Source organism: Halobacterium sp. CBA1132 (assembly GCF_001485535.1).
Lineage (GTDB): Archaea > Halobacteriota > Halobacteria > Halobacteriales > Halobacteriaceae > Halobacterium.
This window is the reverse complement of the sequence record NZ_BCMZ01000001.1, coordinates 1,911,638-1,926,519: the sequence shown is the minus strand read 5'-3', so window position 1 is coordinate 1,926,519 and position 14,882 is coordinate 1,911,638. Positions and strand designations below refer to the sequence as shown.

The window sequence follows — 14,882 nt, the reverse complement described above, 5'->3', positions numbered from 1 at the left end:
ACTGCTAGCCAGCGACAATCGCCGTCGGACAACAGATCTTATACGACGGCCGCCCTATCTCGGATTACAGATGGCCATCAATAATAGCGAATTCAAGCGAGTACTCCGCGAAGAGGCGGGTGCTCCATCTGATCTCACGGAGGAAGGTCGAGAGGTGGCCCGTGAACTCGTCGTACTTCCGGACTGACCCTCTGGATGGTGATACGGGAGGACGTTCATCCGTTCTGTGAGCGTCAGTATCGCCGGCTCAAATAGTTAACTTGGATAGCGCCTTTGAACCGCGGCGAACAGTACCTTGTTAGCGGCCGAACCGCCGCTGTCGGTTCTCGTAGTCCAGCACCGCGCGCAGGTAGTCGCGCTTGCGGAAGTCCCGCCAGTTGACGTCCGTGAAGTACAGTTCCGAGTAGACCGACTGCCAAATCATGAAATCGGAGAGGCGCTCGGCGCCCGTCTTGATGACCAAGTCCGGCTCCTCGGCGAAGACGAGTTCCGACTCCACGACGCTCTCGTCGACGTCCTCGGGCTCCATCTCGCCGGCGTCGACGGCTTCGGCGACGTTCCGGACGGCCGTCGCGAACTCCTGTTTGCCGCCGTGGCCGACGCTAATCTGGATGGGGGCGTCCGCGCGCGCCTCGTCGTCGGGGCCGCGGACGGCGACCTCGCGGGGTGCGGACACCCGCGCAAGTTCGCGTTCCAGCGTCGGAACCGCGGCCTCGTCGAGGACGCTCACGTAGACGGTGATGCGGTCGGCGCCGTAGTCGAACGCCCACCCGAAAAAGTCCGCGAGCGTGTCGTACGCGCCGGCTTCGAGGAGGTCGCGCTCCGTGATGACGAGCGCGACGTGGTCGGGCGCGTCGGCGTCGTGGCGGCGCACGCGGAGCGCGAGGTAGCGGTCGTAGAGACCCACACCGTCGCATCCGCCGTCGCGGCTCAAAACCTTGCGGGTCTGCGGGCGTGGCGACCCGACTCCCGGCGGGCAGCGGGTGTCGCGGTTCCCGCTTCGGGGAAGTTAAGTACGGCCCCGGGCAACCCACGACGGACGTGAACTGGAGTCTCCGGCGCGCCGCGGGGTTCGCGCTCGTGGCGTCGCTCTCGCTGCTCGCGCCGTTGCTCGGCCGGGCAGCGGCCGCCCCGTTCGTGCTCGTCGCCGCGGCAGCCGCCGTCGTCCCCGAGGGCCGACTGTTCGAGGTGTTCTCGACGCCGCGCGACCGCCGCGAGGGGCGGCTGTTGGCACTCGTCGGATTCTCGCTGGCGGCCGCCGGCGTCGGCCTCCTCGTGCCGCTGTTCGAGGTGTCCGCGGGCGTGTTCGCCGCGAGCGTGCTCGTCGTCGGGTACGGCGACCTCGGGCGACGACTTGTACTCGTCTCCCGCGAGGACCGCGCGCTCTCGATGGTCGGATTCGTCGTCGCGGGCGCGCTCGCCGCGCTGGCCGGACAGGCCGTCGTCGCCGCGATGGCCGGTCTGCCCGTCGTCACCCCGACGCACGTGTTCCTCGCGTCGAGTGGCGCGCTCACGGCCGGCATTCTACGGTCGGTGTTCGTCGGACGCGACGACCCGGTCGTGCTGGTGACGGTCGCGCTGTTGCTGTGGCTGTTCGCGGTGCTCGCGCCGTTCGACGGCGTGGCGGCGGCGACCGCGTGGGAGCGCGTCGGCGTCGCGCTCGCCGTCACGGCTGGGTTCGGCTACGTCTCCTACGCGCTGGACGCGACTTCGGTCGCTGGGATGCTGACGGGCGTGCTTCTCGGCCTGCTGGCGGTCGTACTCGGGGACTACGGCTGGTTCGTGGTGCTCATCGCGTTCTTCGCCATCGGCAGCCTCACGACGAAGTTCCGCTACGACCAGAAACTCGAACGCGGCGTCGCCGAGGACAACGAGGGCGCCCGCGGCACCGGGAACGTGCTCGGGAACTCCGCCGCGGCGCTGGCCGCGCTCCTGTTGTACGCCGCGCACGCACACGTGCCGCTGTCGGACCTCGCGTACCAGTTCGCGTACGCGGGCGCCGTCGCCACCGCGCTCGCGGACACGCTCTCCAGCGAAGTCGGCGGGCTGTTCGACACGCCGCGGCTCGTCACGACGTTCGAGCGCGTCGAACCCGGGACCGACGGCGCGGTGACGTGGCAGGGCGAGCTCGCGGGGCTCGCGGGCGCGGGCCTCATCGCCGCCATCTGCATCGCCGTCTTCGGGTTCGGGCTCGCGGGCGCCGGCGTCGTCGTCGCCGCAGGAGTCGTCGGCATGACGGCGGACAGCGTCGCTGGCGCGGTCATCGAGGGCGGCGTCGTCGGGAATCAGGCCGTGAACTTCCTCGCGACGCTCTCGGGCGGTATCGCCGGCGGCGCGGTCGCGCTGCTGGTCGGACTCGCGTAACGGTCTCGTTCTGCAGAATTAGTAGTCGTCTGCGGTGTGTACGCGCACGCTCGTCGGCTGTTTGACGAACTCCTCGGCGCTCGTGCCGACGAGCTTTGCGACACCGCGCTGTGCGGCGACATCGAGCAGGCGCTGCGTGACGGTGCCGTCCAGAACCACGACGCGCGGCACGGTCGTCGCGGAGTCGAGTGCGGCTGCCGCGCCGTCCGCGTCCGCTTCCGCGAGCACGCTGAGGTCGTCGTCCAGCAGTCGAACCGTCCCGGAGCCGACGACCGCTTCGACGTGGTCGGCGACCGTTTTCGAGGCGGGTTCGGGCGATTCCGGCGCGGCCTCGCGTTCGGTCTGGACCGCACCCGCCGTGGCGGATGCGGGCGCGGGTGTCGCACTGCCGTCGGTCGCCGCGGTCGCCTCGTCGCCGGGCGTCGGCTCGACGGCCGAAGTCGCTGCGTCCGCGCTCGACTCGTCTCGCTCCGCGTCGCCGTCGTCCTCGCTCACGAGCGTCGCGGAGTCCGCGGGGGTCTTCTCGCGGAGCGCGGCGTCGACGGCCCCCCGGGAGAGGTCCTCGACGGACTCGCCGTCGGGCGGCCGCGCGACGTAGTCGAGGTCGCCGACCTGCCGGAGTTCCCGGAGGATGAGGTCGCCACCCCGGTCGCCGTCGAGGAACGCGGTCGCGGTGCGCTCGCGCGTGAGGGCCGCGACGGCGTCCGGGACGTTCGTCCCCTCGACGGCGACGGCGTTCTTGATGCCGTACTGGAGGAGGTTCACCACGTCCGCGCGCCCCTCCACGACGAGTACGGCATCGCTCGTCGCGACGTTCGGCCCCGCCGGGAGGCCCTCGTACTCGGTGGCGTCCTCGACGCGGACGCTCTCGCGGACCTCGCGGAGGATGTCCTCGGAGTCGATGGCGCCCTCGTCGAACGCCGACGCGAGCAGTTCCTTCGCGCGGTCGACGATCTCCCGGCGCTTGGCGGCGCGCACGTCCTCGATGCGTTCGACCTCGACCTGCGCGCGACACGGACCGATGCGCTCGACGGCTTCCAACGCCGCCGCGAGCGTCGCCGTCTCGACGCGGTCGAGGCTGGACGCGATAGTAATGGTGCCGAAGGACTGGCCGCCCTCGCTGTCGACGGAGACGTCGATGCGGCCGAGTTTCGCGGAGTCCTGCAGGTCGCGGATGTCGAGGTCGTCGCCGAGCAGGCCCTCCGTCTGCCCGAAGGCGGCGCCGACGACGTCGGTGCGCTCGACGACTCCGTCGGCGACGAAGTCCGCGTGAATGAGGTACTTCGCGGTGTCCTCCATCAGTATTGTTCTCTCCTAGAAGTATGGTGGCGTCCGGGAAATAGCTGTCGCGACGTCGTTAGCGGTGACTGGTAGCCGCTGGCTGACGGTCTCACTGGATTCGTTCGAGTGCCGAACTCGCCTGTCACGAGAGCGAGCGGTGTCACTCCGATAAACTGTAGAAAAATTTTCTCTGGTAGCGAGTACAGAGGTTTTCAGCAACATTTAACCGAAGTAGGTAGGCACGTTGCAATACGATGCCTTCACGTTCGGCGGTCGGTTGGGGAATCGGCTTCGTCGTACTCGCCGCGCTCGCCATTCCGTGGTTCCTGTGGGACGACGCGTCGATGGTCGCCGGTCTCCCGGTGTGGATTTGGTGGCACATCGGGTGGATGGTCGTCACCGCCGCGGCGTTCGCCGTGTTCGCGCGCCGCGACTGGGGGCTGTTCGCGGGGGTGGCGCGATGAGCGCGCTCCTCGAAATCAGCATCGTCGCGGCGTACATGGTCGTCGCGCTCGCCGTCGGCGCCGTCGCGTACCGCGTCACCGACCAGACCGCCGAGGACTACTACCTCGCGGGCCGCGGGCTCGGTACTGGGGTGTTGCTGTTCACGACGTTCGCCACCCTCCTCTCGGCGTTCACGTTCTTCGGCGGCCCGAACACTGCCTACAACTTCGGCCCCGAGTGGATTCTCGTGATGGGGCTGATGGACGGCGTCCTCTTCGGCCTGCTGTGGTACCTGCTGGGCTACCGCCAGTGGCTGCTCGGCCGCGCGCACGGCTACGTCACGCTCGGCGAGATGCTCGGCGACCGCTTCGGCTCGAAGACGCTGCGGGGGCTGGTCGCCGCGGTCAGCATCTTCTGGCTGTTCCCGTACGTGATGCTCCAGCAGGTCGGCGCCGGCACCGCGCTCGAAGCGCTCACGAGCGGCGCGGTCCCGTACTGGGCAGGCGCGGGCTTCATCACGCTGTTCATGATTGCGTACGTCGTGCTCTCGGGGATGCGCGGCGTCGCGTGGACAGACACCCTGCAGGGCGTGTTCATGCTGTCGATGGTGTGGCTGGCGTTCGCGTGGATAGCCAGCGCGCTCGCCGCCGAACCCGGCGGCATCGGCGCGGCGATGCCCGCGGAGTTCCGCGCGCTCGGCGGCGGCGTCTACTCGCCGCAGTGGATGCTCTCCCAAGCAATCGGCATCGCGTTCGGCGTGACGATGTTCCCGCAGGTGAACCAGCGGTTCTTCGTCGGGAAGTCCGAGAAAGTCCTCAAGCGCACGTTCGCGCTGTGGCCGGTGCTGGTCGTGTTGCTGTTCGTGCCCGCGTTCCTGCTCGGGTCGTGGGCGCAGGGCGTCGGCCTCGCGATGCCCGACGGCGGGAACATCCTCCCCGTGCTGCTCGCGGAGTACACGCCGGGCTGGTTCGCCGCGCTCGTCGTCGCGGGCGCGCTCGCCGCGATGATGAGCTCCTCGGACTCGATGCTGCTGTCCGGGGCGTCGTACTTCACGCGCGACCTCTACCGGCCGTTCGTGAACGCCGACGCCAGCGAGCGCTACGAGAACAAACTGGGTCGAATCGGCGTCGTCGTCTTCGCCTCGGCGACGTTCGTCGCCAGCCTGTTCACGCCCGGCACGCTCGTCTCCATCGGGGAGACGGCGTTCGGCGGCTTCGCCCAGCTAGCGCTCCCGGTCGGCGTCGCGCTCTACTGGCGCAACACCACGCGCTCGGGGATGCTCGCGGGCGTCGGCGGCAGCCAACTGTTCTATCTCGTGACGGTGTTCGGCCCCACCGTCTACGTCGGCGGCTTTCCCGTGTTTGCGGACGCCTACTGGGGCTGGCTCCCCTCGGTCGTCGGGATGGCTATCGGGCTCGTGCTCACGGTCGGCGTCTCCGCGGTGACCGCGCAAGCCACCAGCGAGGACGCCAGCGTCTACTTCGAGGGCGCCGACTAGCTACCAGTCCGCGAGCCGCTCGTCGACCCACTCGCGGTGCTCGCGGAGGCGTCGCTCGCCCGCATCCGTGAGCAGGAGGCGGTCGTGAACGCCGTCCCGTTCGCGCTCGACGAACCCCGCGTCTTCGAGTTTCCGCACTGCGCCGTTGAACCGCTTCGGGCGGATGCGCTCGTCGTTCTTCCGCTCGATGGCGCGCTTGACCGACTGCTGGGTGGGGTCGCCCTCGCTGGCGACGACCACGCAGACGTCGCGGCGCAGCCCCGACGACAGCCACTTGCTCATAGTTGCGGTTGGCGCGAGCCGGAGAAACCGCTGACGGTCTCGACGAACCACCAGAAATCCCCGGCTCGGCGGCGGCGTTTCGCACGAGCGTCGAACGAACTGTGGCCGCGGGAAACACAGAAGGGGGACGGCTGCACACGTTCGGCCATGAACGAGGCCGAACTGGGCGCGGTCCTCGACCACGAGACCGCCACCGAGCGCGTCGAGGCCGGCGCCGTCCCCGAGTGGGCGCAGCGCCACTTCCGGAACTTCACCGAGTCCGTCACCGGCGAGCGCGACGGCGAGCCGTTCCCCTGTTTCTTCGGGAAGGCGTCCGTCGAGGAGGGGCGGCCGCTGTACGCGTTCGTGGACTCGATGACGCACCCGGACGCGCTGTTCGCGCTCCGCGACGCGCTGCTGGAGTTTCTGGACGTCTACGAGGACCACGGCGACCGCGTGAGCTTCGCGGTGTTCTTCGCGCCGCCCGAGGAGTCGCTGCCGGAGGCGCGCTGGCACGAGCACTTCTGGCACGTCCTCCAGTTCCTCCACGTCGAGGACCCCGAGCCGTGGCCCGCCGACATCCCCACCGACCCCGACGACCCCTACTGGGAGTTCTGCTTCGGCGGCGAACCCATCTTCCCGACCGCCCGCGCGCCGTTCTACGACACCCGGCAGAGCCGGAAGTGCCCGGTCGGCCTCGAAGTCACCTTCCAGCCGCGCACCATCTTCGAGGGCATCACGGGCGACACCGACGCCGGCCAGCAGGCCCGCGACCGCATCCGCAGCCGGCTCGAAGCGTACGACGACGCGGCGTGCCCCCACGCCGACCTCGGCGAGTGGGGGAACGAGGGCGACCGCGAGTGGCCGCAGTACCTCCTCAGCGAGGACGACGACCAGGCGCCGGAGACGTGCCCGCTGAAGGTGACAGCGTGACGGCGGGCGCGACGGGGCGCGTGCTCCTGCTCGTGGACTTCCAGACGGGGTTCGACGACCCCGCCTACGGCGAGCGCAACAACCCCGACGCCGAAGCGAACGCCGCCCGGCTGCTGGCGGCGTGGCGCGAGCGCGGCGACCCCGTCGTCCACGCCCGCCACGACTCCACGGAGCCCGACAGCCCGCTGCGCGCCGACGAACCCGGGTTCGCGTGGAAGCCCGAGACGGCGCCTGCGGACGACGAACCGGTGTTCGTGAAGCGCGTCAACAGTGCGTTCGTCGACACCGACCTCGAAGCCTGGCTGCGCGAGCGCGGTCACGACGAACTCGTCGTCTGTGGGTTGACGACCGACCACTGCGTCTCCACGACCACCAGGATGGCCGAGAACCTGGGTTTCGACGTGTCGGTGGTCGCGGACGCCACCGCGACGTTCGCCCGCGAGACCCACGACGGCGGCACCATCGACGCCGCGGCCAACCACCGCGCGGCGCTCGCGCACCTCCGCGGCGAGTTCGCGGATGTCGTGACCACCGACGCCCTCGTCTAACTCGCGTCGGCGCCGCCGAGCAGGTAGCCGCCGAACGCCAGCACCCACGCGACCCCGAGGTACGCTACCCACCGTTCGATGCCGCCGATACCGAGCGGCGTCCCGTCGCCCAGCGCCACGAACAGGACGAGCGCGAGCAACTCGGAGACGCCGAGCGCGACGGAGACGTACCGCATCGGCCCCCGGACCGTGGCCGCCGCAGCGAGCGCCGCGCACCCGAGACCCGCGAACGCGACCATCGCGGCGACGAAGTGCGGGGCGCCGGTCTGAGAGGGGAACACGCCTACGCCGACGACGCCGACTCCCGCGGCCGCGACGATGCCCGTGAGCAGCACGCGGCCGTACACCGTGTGGAGGAGGACTGCGACGAACGCCATCGCGAGCCCCGTGACTATCATCGTTCCGTTGAACACGACTTGGGGCGCCGCGGGCGCGTCCGCCGCGCCGAGCGCGCTTATCGTCTGGTCGGCCGCACTGTACCCCGGGTAGAGCACTTCCGCGGTGACGAATCCGAGTATCGTCAGCACGCCGCCGACGACGAGCAGCGTGCCGCCGAACGCGCGAGCGCGGCTGGAATCCATGCTCGCCACATCGGCATCGTCCGGCAAGTAAGTACGCCCACCACGGTAGCCTTTTCAGCCGGATTCCCCAAGACTCGGGCATGCAGACGCACGTCGTCCCGGTCGGCTTCGACTACGACCGGCTCATCGCGCCGCTCGTGCGCGAACAGCTCTCCGTCGACCGCGTCGTCCTCCTCGAAGGCGCGGTCGGCAGCGAGGCGAACGTCGAGTACAGCCAGCGCATCTCCCAGAAGCTCGAAGACGACTTCCGGAACCTCCTCGGCGCCGAAACCGAGCGCGTCTCCGTGGTCGACGTCTACGACTACGACGCCGCCTTCGAGCAGGCGTTCGACCTCATCGAGGACGAACTCGACGCCGACCCCGACGGCGAGGTCTGGGTGAACATCGCGTCGATGCCTCGCACCGTCTCGTTCGCGTTCGCTATCGCCGCCCACTCCATCATGGTCGAACGCCCCGAGGACCGCGAACGCATCCACACCTACTATACCGCCCCCGAGAAGTACCTCGAAACCGAACTCGCGGAGGAACTGCGCGCGAGCGCGGACCTCCTCGAAGCCGTCGCGGACGGCGACGTCGACGCCGACGAGGTGCGCGACCAACTCGCGGACGCCCGCGACCTCCTCGCGGAGTTCGACGAACGCGGCACCACCATCGGCGCGAAGGAAATCGACGGCAGCCACGTCGTCGAACTCCCCGTCGCCTCCTTCTCGAACGTCAAGCCCTTCGAGGAACTCATCCTGTTCACGCTCGGCGACCACGGCGAGTTCGACTCCGTCAGCGACCTCGCGAAGACGCTCGCCGCGGAACTCAACGAGGAGTACACGGACAGTTTCCGGTCGAAGGTCACCTACACCGTCGACAAACTCGGCCCCGGTGGCAAGGGGTACGTCGAGCGCGAGGAACACGGGAAGTCGTATCGCACGCGACTGTCTCGCATCGGCGAGCTCTGGGTGCGCGCTCACGAAAACGACGACTAGCGCTGGTGGCTCGTTTGGTTACTGCTCTCGACGACGGTGTTCACTCCTCCTGAAAGCCCTCGGGCGTCTGCGGTCCCGCCGCTCGCTGCGCGCTTCGTTCGCTTCGCTCACTACAGTGCTTGCGTCGCGGGGGTTCCCGCAGCCGCCCTCGCCCTTTCAATCCGCCAGGTGGCCGGCAAACAGGGAGCTACAGGCCAAATCCAACGTGATTCTCCGGGGCCGAAATCGGACTTTTCGGCGGGTCCTCGGGGAGTTCGGGGTCGTTGTAGGCGCCGGGCGCGACGTCGTTCGGGCCGGCGGGGTAGAAGAGGCTCGCGAGTTCCTGAATCTGACCGCGGCCGACCGAGAGTTCGAACTGGCCGCCGCCGTAGAGCGCGACGTCGTGTTCGAACGCCCAGTCGAGGGTCTCGAAGAGGGATTCGAGCGTGCCGAATCGCGAGGGCTTGACGTTCAGCCAACGCACGTCGAAGGGCGTGTCGAGCACGTCGTCGAGGCCGTGAATCGGGGCGTCCCACGCGACGCGCTCGGCGTGGCCGGCGACGACGTCGCGGGTGGCGTCCGTGACCGCGGGGTCCTCGACAGTGGCGTCGGGGAACGTTTCGAAGACGCGCTCGTAGAGGTCGGGGTCCGGGGACTGGTCGACGTCGGTGCCCTCGTAGTGTCCCTTCAGGTCGAACACGCGGACGGCGTCGGTGTCGGCGAGGTACTCGAAGGTCTTGTCGGGCCAGTCGCTCGTGGGGTCGAGTTTGAGTTCGGCGTCCGGGTACCGAGCGAGCAGCGTCTCCACGCGCTCGGTGTCGCCGTCGGGGAGGCGGCTGCTGACGACGAAGCGCACCGGGTCGAACGCGCGGTCGAGGCGGTCCGCGAGCGTCTCGCCCGCCTGCCGGAGCGCGAGGTCGAGCGCGGCGGCCTCGAACCCCCAGCGGCGGTAGTTCCGGAAGGCGTCGCGCTCGGGGTCGTCCGCGGGCCAGAGGTCCGTGTCGTCGAGCGCCGCGGAGAACTCCGCGAACGTGTACTCGCCCGCGAGGTCGAACGCCGCTCCGTCGGTCGTGGCTTCTTCGTGTTCTCGGAGCGCGTCGTGGTGGGCGGTCTCGTAGGTGACGTCCTCGCCGCGGCCCGTCTCGTCGACACCGGAGAGCGCGACGACGGTGGTGGCGCGCGTGAACGCCGGCGTCTCGCGCTCTACGCGGTCGAGACTGACGGACTCGACTGTCAGGGGGAGGTCGGCAATCGCGTCGTACACGGGCGCACAGAGGGCGGCGGAACGGAAAAACCGGGCGGCGGTCAGTCGGCGACCCGGTTCTCCAGCGTCTTCACGCGCGTCGACAGCGCGAGGAACGTCGCCAGCAGCGTGAGCACCACTGCGCCGGCCGCCGCGGTGTCGTGGGCGGGAATCGTGTGGCCCAGTCCGGCGACGACCTCCGCGCGGAGGAGCGTGTGGTGGGGGCCGCCCGCGACGGCGACGAAGTAGTCGACAATATCGTTGAAGCCGTACCACACCGCCGCGACGGCGACGGCGCCGACCGAGAATCGCGCGTAGCGGTGAATCACGAACGCCTCGACGGCCATCCCGAGGTGGCTCAACACGAGGAACCAGTACATCACCCACCAGAGGTCGCCCTGTCCGTTGACGACCAGTTGGACGAACGGCGTCCACAGCCCGAGTTTGATGCAGCCGAAGAACGCCAGCGCGTGCAGCCAGTCGGCGTCGAAATCGAGCTTGTACGCGGCCAGCGACAGCCCGATGAACAGCGTCGCCACGGGACTGTCCGGGACGACCGGCCACGCCACCAGCGGCGTCCCCTCGAACTGCACGCGGTAGTACCAGAACCCGAACGCGGTGCCCGCGAGGTTGATTGCGACGATGACCCACGCCAACCGGAGCGCGACATCCTCCAGCCAGTCGGGTAGCGGCGCGAGATACCACGGGAGGTCCGACCGGGACGGCAGCGACATGTCTGGGGGGTCGCGGGACCGCCGCATAGCTCTGACGGAAGCGGGCCGCCTACCGACCGAACAGCCGCTGGAGGAGGCCGCGGTCGGTCGCGCGCTCGGCGAGAATCATCGAGGTTTCGACATCCTGCACGATGTCGTAGTGGAGGGCGTTCCGGGCGAGGCGCGCGAGCAGTCCCTGTGAGGTCGCACCGATCAACAGCAGCGTGTGGTCGCCGCACTCGCCGGCGATTGCGGACTCGACGTCCCCCGAGTCGTCGACGCGCAACGTCGCGTCTTCGAGGTCGTGTTCGGCCGCCCAGTCGGCGAGGAACCGCTCGCCGGCCTCGTGGTCGTCGGGGCTGTCGACGACGCGCAGGAGCGTGACCTCCGACCCGGCGGTCTGGCGGAGCGTGCGCGCGACCTCCGCGTTCAGGTCGGCGTGGGGGTTGTCCACGACCGGGAGCAAGATGCGGGAGGCGTCGAGCCCGCGGTCCCTGAACACGAGCACGTCCGACGGCAGCCGGTTCGTGAGTTCGTCCAGCGGGCGCTCCGCGCGGCCGTTCGACCAGAGGCGGTCGTCGCCCCACCCCATCACCATGAGGTCGGCGCGCTTGCGCTTCGCGGCGTCGAATAGCTCCTCGAACGAGCGGTGCGAGACCACGGTCGACGTCTCGCAGGGGACGTCGTAGCCCGCGGCCAACTCGCGGATGTCGGACATCAGGTCGTCGGAGTTCTCGACGATACGCTCGTGCTGGTCGACCCGGTAGCCGCCGGGGGTCCGGTCGGGCATCTGGACGATGTGGACGACGTGGACGGACGCGCCGGGCTTCTGACTGGCGAGCGTGCACGCCAACTCCACGAGGTTGGTCTCCGTGCGCGGGTTCGATATCGGGACGACGATGCGGTACTCGTCGGCCTCCGCGAGCGCGCCCTCGGTGTGGTCGATGAGGGGGACGTACGAGCGACCGACGAGCCCACCGAACAGCCACTCGCGGACGGAGAGCTGGCGGTCAGCGCCCTCGAAGCGCGCCGAGGCGAGGCGGTGTTCGGTCGTCTGGAAGTAGTTGACGACGGTGACGAGCAGGACGCCGCCGACGGTGTTCCCGAGCAACACGGGAAGCACGAACTCCCAGAGGCCGGTCGTAACCGACAGCGACCCCCGGAGGACGAGGTACGTCATCTCCGTGAACGAGACGACGGAGTGGTAGAGTCCGCCGAGCGGAATCGCGAGGAACGCCACGTAGACCACGACGATTCGGGAGATAGTGTCCCGGGCGGCGTACTCCACCCAGACGACGCCGGCGACGACCAGTCCCGCGAACGCGGCCTTCGAGAACAGGTCCCACCACGGCGTCGCAACGCCCTTCTGCCCGAGGTACATCGCGACTTCGGCGGCCTCCGGGGAGATGACGCCGCCGAACGCGAGCGCGGCCGCGCCGAGCGCGCCGCCGAGGAAGTTCCCCGCGAGCACGACCGTCCAGTTGCGCAACAGCGCGGGGATGCTCGCGAGGCGTTCCAGCGTCAGCGCGACCGGCGGGAGCGTGTTCTCGGTGTAGAGCTGGTAGCCGCCGATGATGATGTAGATGAAGCCGAGCGGGTACAACAGCGCGCTCAGCACGGGGTCGCCGCCGGTCGTGGCGGTCAGCGAGACGTACAGCATGAACGTGATGGTGATGGCGAAGCCGGCCGCGAGCGCGCTGAAGAACAACTCGCGGCTGCCCGAGGTGATCTCCTCGTCGGCGGCCGCGATGATGCGCTGGAAGATTTCGTTGGACGTGAAGCGGTCGCGGACGACCGAACCGACCGCGGGCGCGCCGCTGCGAGAGCGCTCGATGGCCTCCCGGACGGACTCCTCGGGGTCGGGTGCGTCCGCCGAAGTCGAACCGCCGCCCGGCTCTCGCTTCGGTGGACGGGCGTCGGGCGCGGACGGCGCGTCCGAATCGTCTCTGTCAGTCATTATCGGAGCGTTGGCTGGGGCTCCCTAATCGTTTGCCATCGGGGTGGCGCGACCCGGTCGTTCCGCAACCAACCCAATTAAGCGGCGGCGCCCGCAACACCCTCGTATGGCTACCGAGACCGACCTGGAGGACTTGCGGCGCGGCAGCGACCTCGTGAAACGCGGGTTCGCGAAGATGCAGAAGGGCGGCGTCATCATGGACGTGGTGAACGCCGAGCAGGCCAAGATTGCGGAGGAAGCCGGCGCGGTCGCCGTGATGTCTCTGGAAGCGGTGCCGGCGGACATCCGCAAGCGCGGCGGCGTCGCGCGGATGGCCGACCCCGCGGACGTCGAGGAGATTATCGACGCGGTCTCCATCCCGGTGATGGGGAAGTCCCGCATCGGCCACACGAAGGAAGCCGAGATTCTGGAGGCCGTCGGCGTGGACATGATAGACGAGTCCGAGGTGCTGACGCCCGCCGACGACAAGTACCACATCGACAAGCGCGAGTTCACGTCGCCGTTCGTCTGCGGCGCGCGCAACCTCGGCGAGGCGCTCCGGCGCATCGACGAGGGCGCGGCGATGATTCGCACGAAGGGCGAGGCCGGCACGGGCGACGTGAACCAGGCCGTCCACCACCAGCGCACCATCAAGGGCGCCATCCGCGAGCTCGAGGGGATGACCCACGAGGAGCGCGAGCACTACGCCCGCGACATCGAGGCGCCCGCCGACCTCGTCCACGAGACCGCCGAGATGGGGCGGCTGCCGGTCGTGAACTTCGCGGCGGGCGGCATCGCGACGCCCGCCGACGCGGCGCTGATGATGCACCACGAGTGCGACGGCATCTTCGTCGGCTCCGGTATCTTCGGCGCGGAGGACCCCGAGTCGATGGGCCGCGCCATCGTCGACGCCGTGAACAACTGGGACGACCCCGAGCGCCTCGCCGAGATTTCGTCGAACATCGGCTCTGGCATGAAGGGCGAGGCGAACGCCGACCTCCCCGAAGAAGAGAAACTGCAGGACCGCGGCAACTAAGCGTCGCTCTCGTTTTTGCAGCCGTCGGCGGCAACCACAGCCTGCCGAGCAGCCGCTATCGGGTGGGACTGAAAGGGGCGGCGCGCTCCGGGAAGCACGCCGAAGCAAGCACCGCAGCGGAGCGAGGAGCGCAGCGAGGCGCGCAACTGGAGCGCGCCGGGGCTTTCGAAAACGCGTCGTCTGCCGCCTGTGGGTTGGTTTCGCTCGAGCGAACTAGAAGCCGCCGTAGCGGATGTACACCATCGTGGCGACGACGGCCAACTGGAAGACGCCTTGAATCCCGCCGAGTTTGGCGTTTCGCATCCCGATGTCGGCGATGACTTCGGTGTCGGGGTTCTCGGAGGTCATCTGCTGGTACATCCGGACTTCGCCGGGCATCAACACCCCGAACCCGAGAACGTTGAGGACGGCGACGATGGCGAGCGCGACGACGAAGACGGGTTCGGTCCAGCCGAAGTCTGGCAGCGTCACGGCGAGGTAGCCGAGGCTGACGGCGAGCGCGGCGCCGAACCACGCCTGCCAGCGCCAGTCGCCGAACGCGTCGAACTCCCAGCCGACGAGCAGCAGCGTCGGGACGAGCGCGACGAACGTGAAGATGGCGAGCCAGACGTGGGCGTGCTCGAAGAGGCCGGGGAGGCGGAGCGCGAGCGTGATGCCGCCGGCGATGGTGACCGTGGCGAGCGACGGCAACAGGAACGACGTCTTCGGGGTGAGTCGTTCGAAGAAGTTGGCGCGCTGTTCGACGTCGAGGCCGCCGAGAACGGGGCCGAGGACGACGGCCATGAAGACGTCGATACCGGTCCAGAGGACGCCCGCCATGACGTGGACGTACGTGTGGTGGATGACGTCGGCGAACGTGGTGGCGTACACGAGCGCGAGCAGGGAGACGCCGACGACGCCGACGGCGAACGCGGGGTTCGCGCGGACGGCGAGGCCGCGGACGATTTCGCGGACGCTCATTCGTCCACCGCGGGGAACCCGCGAGTCGGGAGTCTGTCCGTGCCGAGTGCAGCCTGTCGGTGTTGCACACCATCCACGTTTCAATTCCATATCATAACTGTTACGCACGCCACGATGGGGCGTGGTGA

General features: G+C 69.1%; 15 protein-coding genes. 7 read left to right on the top strand and 8 right to left on the bottom strand.

What is annotated here, in order from left to right; all coding sequences use genetic code 11:
• Positions 1-298: 298 nt before the first annotated feature.
• Complete coding sequence (locus AVZ66_RS10060) at positions 299-907, bottom strand: undecaprenyl diphosphate synthase family protein (RefSeq protein ID WP_058983951.1); 609 nt, start codon at positions 905-907, stop codon at positions 299-301.
• Between the two features lie 134 nt (positions 908-1,041).
• Between AVZ66_RS10060 and AVZ66_RS10055 the strand changes: the two genes are divergently transcribed.
• Positions 1,042-2,364, top strand: coding sequence for a DUF92 domain-containing protein (locus AVZ66_RS10055; protein WP_058983950.1), 1,323 nt, complete (start codon positions 1,042-1,044; stop codon positions 2,362-2,364).
• Between the two features lie 18 nt (positions 2,365-2,382).
• On the opposite strand, the gene dnaG is transcribed toward AVZ66_RS10055, so the two are convergent.
• Positions 2,383-3,663 carry a DNA primase DnaG gene (gene dnaG / locus AVZ66_RS10050; RefSeq protein WP_058983949.1) on the bottom strand — a complete coding sequence of 427 codons (1,281 nt, stop codon included), beginning with the start codon at positions 3,661-3,663 and terminating at the stop codon, positions 2,383-2,385.
• 236 nt (positions 3,664-3,899) lie between these two features.
• Here dnaG and AVZ66_RS10045 point away from each other — a divergent pair, with 236 nt between their 5' ends.
• Positions 3,900-4,109 (top strand): DUF3311 domain-containing protein, encoded by a 210-nt coding sequence (locus AVZ66_RS10045; protein ID WP_058983948.1) that lies wholly within the window; start codon positions 3,900-3,902, stop codon positions 4,107-4,109.
• Positions 4,106-5,587, top strand: a complete 1,482-nt coding sequence (locus tag AVZ66_RS10040) for a sodium:solute symporter (protein WP_058983947.1) — start codon at positions 4,106-4,108, stop codon at positions 5,585-5,587. The genes AVZ66_RS10045 and AVZ66_RS10040 overlap by 4 nt, the downstream gene beginning before the upstream one ends.
• Here AVZ66_RS10040 and AVZ66_RS10035 read toward each other — a convergent pair whose 3' ends face one another.
• A complete protein-coding gene (locus tag AVZ66_RS10035) occupies positions 5,588-5,869 on the bottom strand; it encodes a PadR family transcriptional regulator (protein WP_058983946.1) in 282 nt (93 codons plus the stop codon).
• Positions 5,870-6,016: 147 nt separating this feature from the next.
• Between AVZ66_RS10035 and AVZ66_RS10030 the strand changes: the two genes are divergently transcribed.
• Together AVZ66_RS10030 and AVZ66_RS10025 are read left to right on the top strand one after the other, a co-directional pair.
• Complete coding sequence (locus tag AVZ66_RS10030; RefSeq protein ID WP_058983945.1) at positions 6,017-6,781, top strand: YqcI/YcgG family protein; 765 nt, start codon at positions 6,017-6,019, stop codon at positions 6,779-6,781.
• Positions 6,757-7,329 (top strand): cysteine hydrolase family protein, encoded by a 573-nt coding sequence (locus AVZ66_RS10025; RefSeq protein WP_231727102.1) that lies wholly within the window; start codon positions 6,757-6,759, stop codon positions 7,327-7,329. Before AVZ66_RS10030 ends, AVZ66_RS10025 begins: the two co-directional genes overlap by 25 nt.
• Here AVZ66_RS10025 and AVZ66_RS10020 read toward each other — a convergent pair.
• Positions 7,326-7,910, bottom strand: a complete 585-nt coding sequence (locus AVZ66_RS10020) for a DUF998 domain-containing protein (protein WP_058983943.1) — start codon at positions 7,908-7,910, stop codon at positions 7,326-7,328. The genes AVZ66_RS10025 and AVZ66_RS10020 overlap by 4 nt on opposite strands.
• Positions 7,911-7,990: 80 nt before the next feature.
• Between AVZ66_RS10020 and AVZ66_RS10015 the strand changes: the two genes are divergently transcribed.
• Complete coding sequence (locus AVZ66_RS10015) at positions 7,991-8,887, top strand: DUF6293 family protein (RefSeq protein ID WP_058983942.1); 897 nt, start codon at positions 7,991-7,993, stop codon at positions 8,885-8,887.
• Between the two features lie 187 nt (positions 8,888-9,074).
• On the opposite strand, the gene AVZ66_RS10010 is transcribed toward AVZ66_RS10015, so the two are convergent.
• The 3 genes from AVZ66_RS10010 to AVZ66_RS10000 are packed head-to-tail and all read right to left on the bottom strand — an operon-like array spanning position 9,075 to position 12,779.
• Positions 9,075-10,130: a hypothetical protein gene (locus AVZ66_RS10010; RefSeq protein ID WP_058983941.1), complete on the bottom strand. Its 1,056-nt coding sequence runs from the start codon at positions 10,128-10,130 to the stop codon at positions 9,075-9,077.
• A gap of 41 nt (positions 10,131-10,171) precedes the next feature.
• A complete protein-coding gene (locus AVZ66_RS10005) occupies positions 10,172-10,843 on the bottom strand; it encodes a DUF1405 domain-containing protein (RefSeq protein ID WP_157575644.1) in 672 nt (223 codons plus the stop codon).
• A gap of 49 nt (positions 10,844-10,892) precedes the next feature.
• A complete protein-coding gene (locus AVZ66_RS10000; protein WP_058983939.1) occupies positions 10,893-12,779 on the bottom strand; it encodes a formate/nitrite transporter family protein in 1,887 nt (628 codons plus the stop codon).
• Positions 12,780-12,885: 106 nt separating this feature from the next.
• Between AVZ66_RS10000 and pdxS the strand changes: the two genes are divergently transcribed.
• The gene (gene pdxS / locus AVZ66_RS09995) at positions 12,886-13,794 is read left to right on the top strand and encodes a pyridoxal 5'-phosphate synthase lyase subunit PdxS (protein ID WP_058983938.1); all 909 of its coding nucleotides are present in this window, start codon (positions 12,886-12,888) and stop codon (positions 13,792-13,794) included.
• A gap of 213 nt (positions 13,795-14,007) precedes the next feature.
• On the opposite strand, the gene AVZ66_RS09990 is transcribed toward pdxS, so the two are convergent.
• Positions 14,008-14,754, bottom strand: a complete 747-nt coding sequence (locus tag AVZ66_RS09990; protein ID WP_058983937.1) for a hypothetical protein — start codon at positions 14,752-14,754, stop codon at positions 14,008-14,010.
• Between the last annotated feature and the right edge of the window lie 128 nt (positions 14,755-14,882).

Coding starts and splice junctions, on each gene's coding strand:
- dnaG (WP_058983949.1), bottom strand. CDS start 3,663: ATGGAGGACACCGCGAAGTACCTCATTCACGCGGACTTCGTCGCCGAC.
- AVZ66_RS10015 (WP_058983942.1), top strand. CDS start 7,991: ATGCAGACGCACGTCGTCCCGGTCGGCTTCGACTACGACCGGCTCATC.
- pdxS (WP_058983938.1), top strand. CDS start 12,886: ATGGCTACCGAGACCGACCTGGAGGACTTGCGGCGCGGCAGCGACCTC.
- AVZ66_RS10005 (WP_157575644.1), bottom strand. CDS start 10,843: ATGTCGCTGCCGTCCCGGTCGGACCTCCCGTGGTATCTCGCGCCGCTA.
- AVZ66_RS10040 (WP_058983947.1), top strand. CDS start 4,106: ATGAGCGCGCTCCTCGAAATCAGCATCGTCGCGGCGTACATGGTCGTC.
- AVZ66_RS10000 (WP_058983939.1), bottom strand. CDS start 12,779: ATGACTGACAGAGACGATTCGGACGCGCCGTCCGCGCCCGACGCCCGT.
- AVZ66_RS10045 (WP_058983948.1), top strand. CDS start 3,900: ATGCCTTCACGTTCGGCGGTCGGTTGGGGAATCGGCTTCGTCGTACTC.
- AVZ66_RS10030 (WP_058983945.1), top strand. CDS start 6,017: ATGAACGAGGCCGAACTGGGCGCGGTCCTCGACCACGAGACCGCCACC.
- AVZ66_RS10020 (WP_058983943.1), bottom strand. CDS start 7,910: ATGGATTCCAGCCGCGCTCGCGCGTTCGGCGGCACGCTGCTCGTCGTC.
- AVZ66_RS10035 (WP_058983946.1), bottom strand. CDS start 5,869: ATGAGCAAGTGGCTGTCGTCGGGGCTGCGCCGCGACGTCTGCGTGGTC.
- AVZ66_RS09990 (WP_058983937.1), bottom strand. CDS start 14,754: ATGAGCGTCCGCGAAATCGTCCGCGGCCTCGCCGTCCGCGCGAACCCC.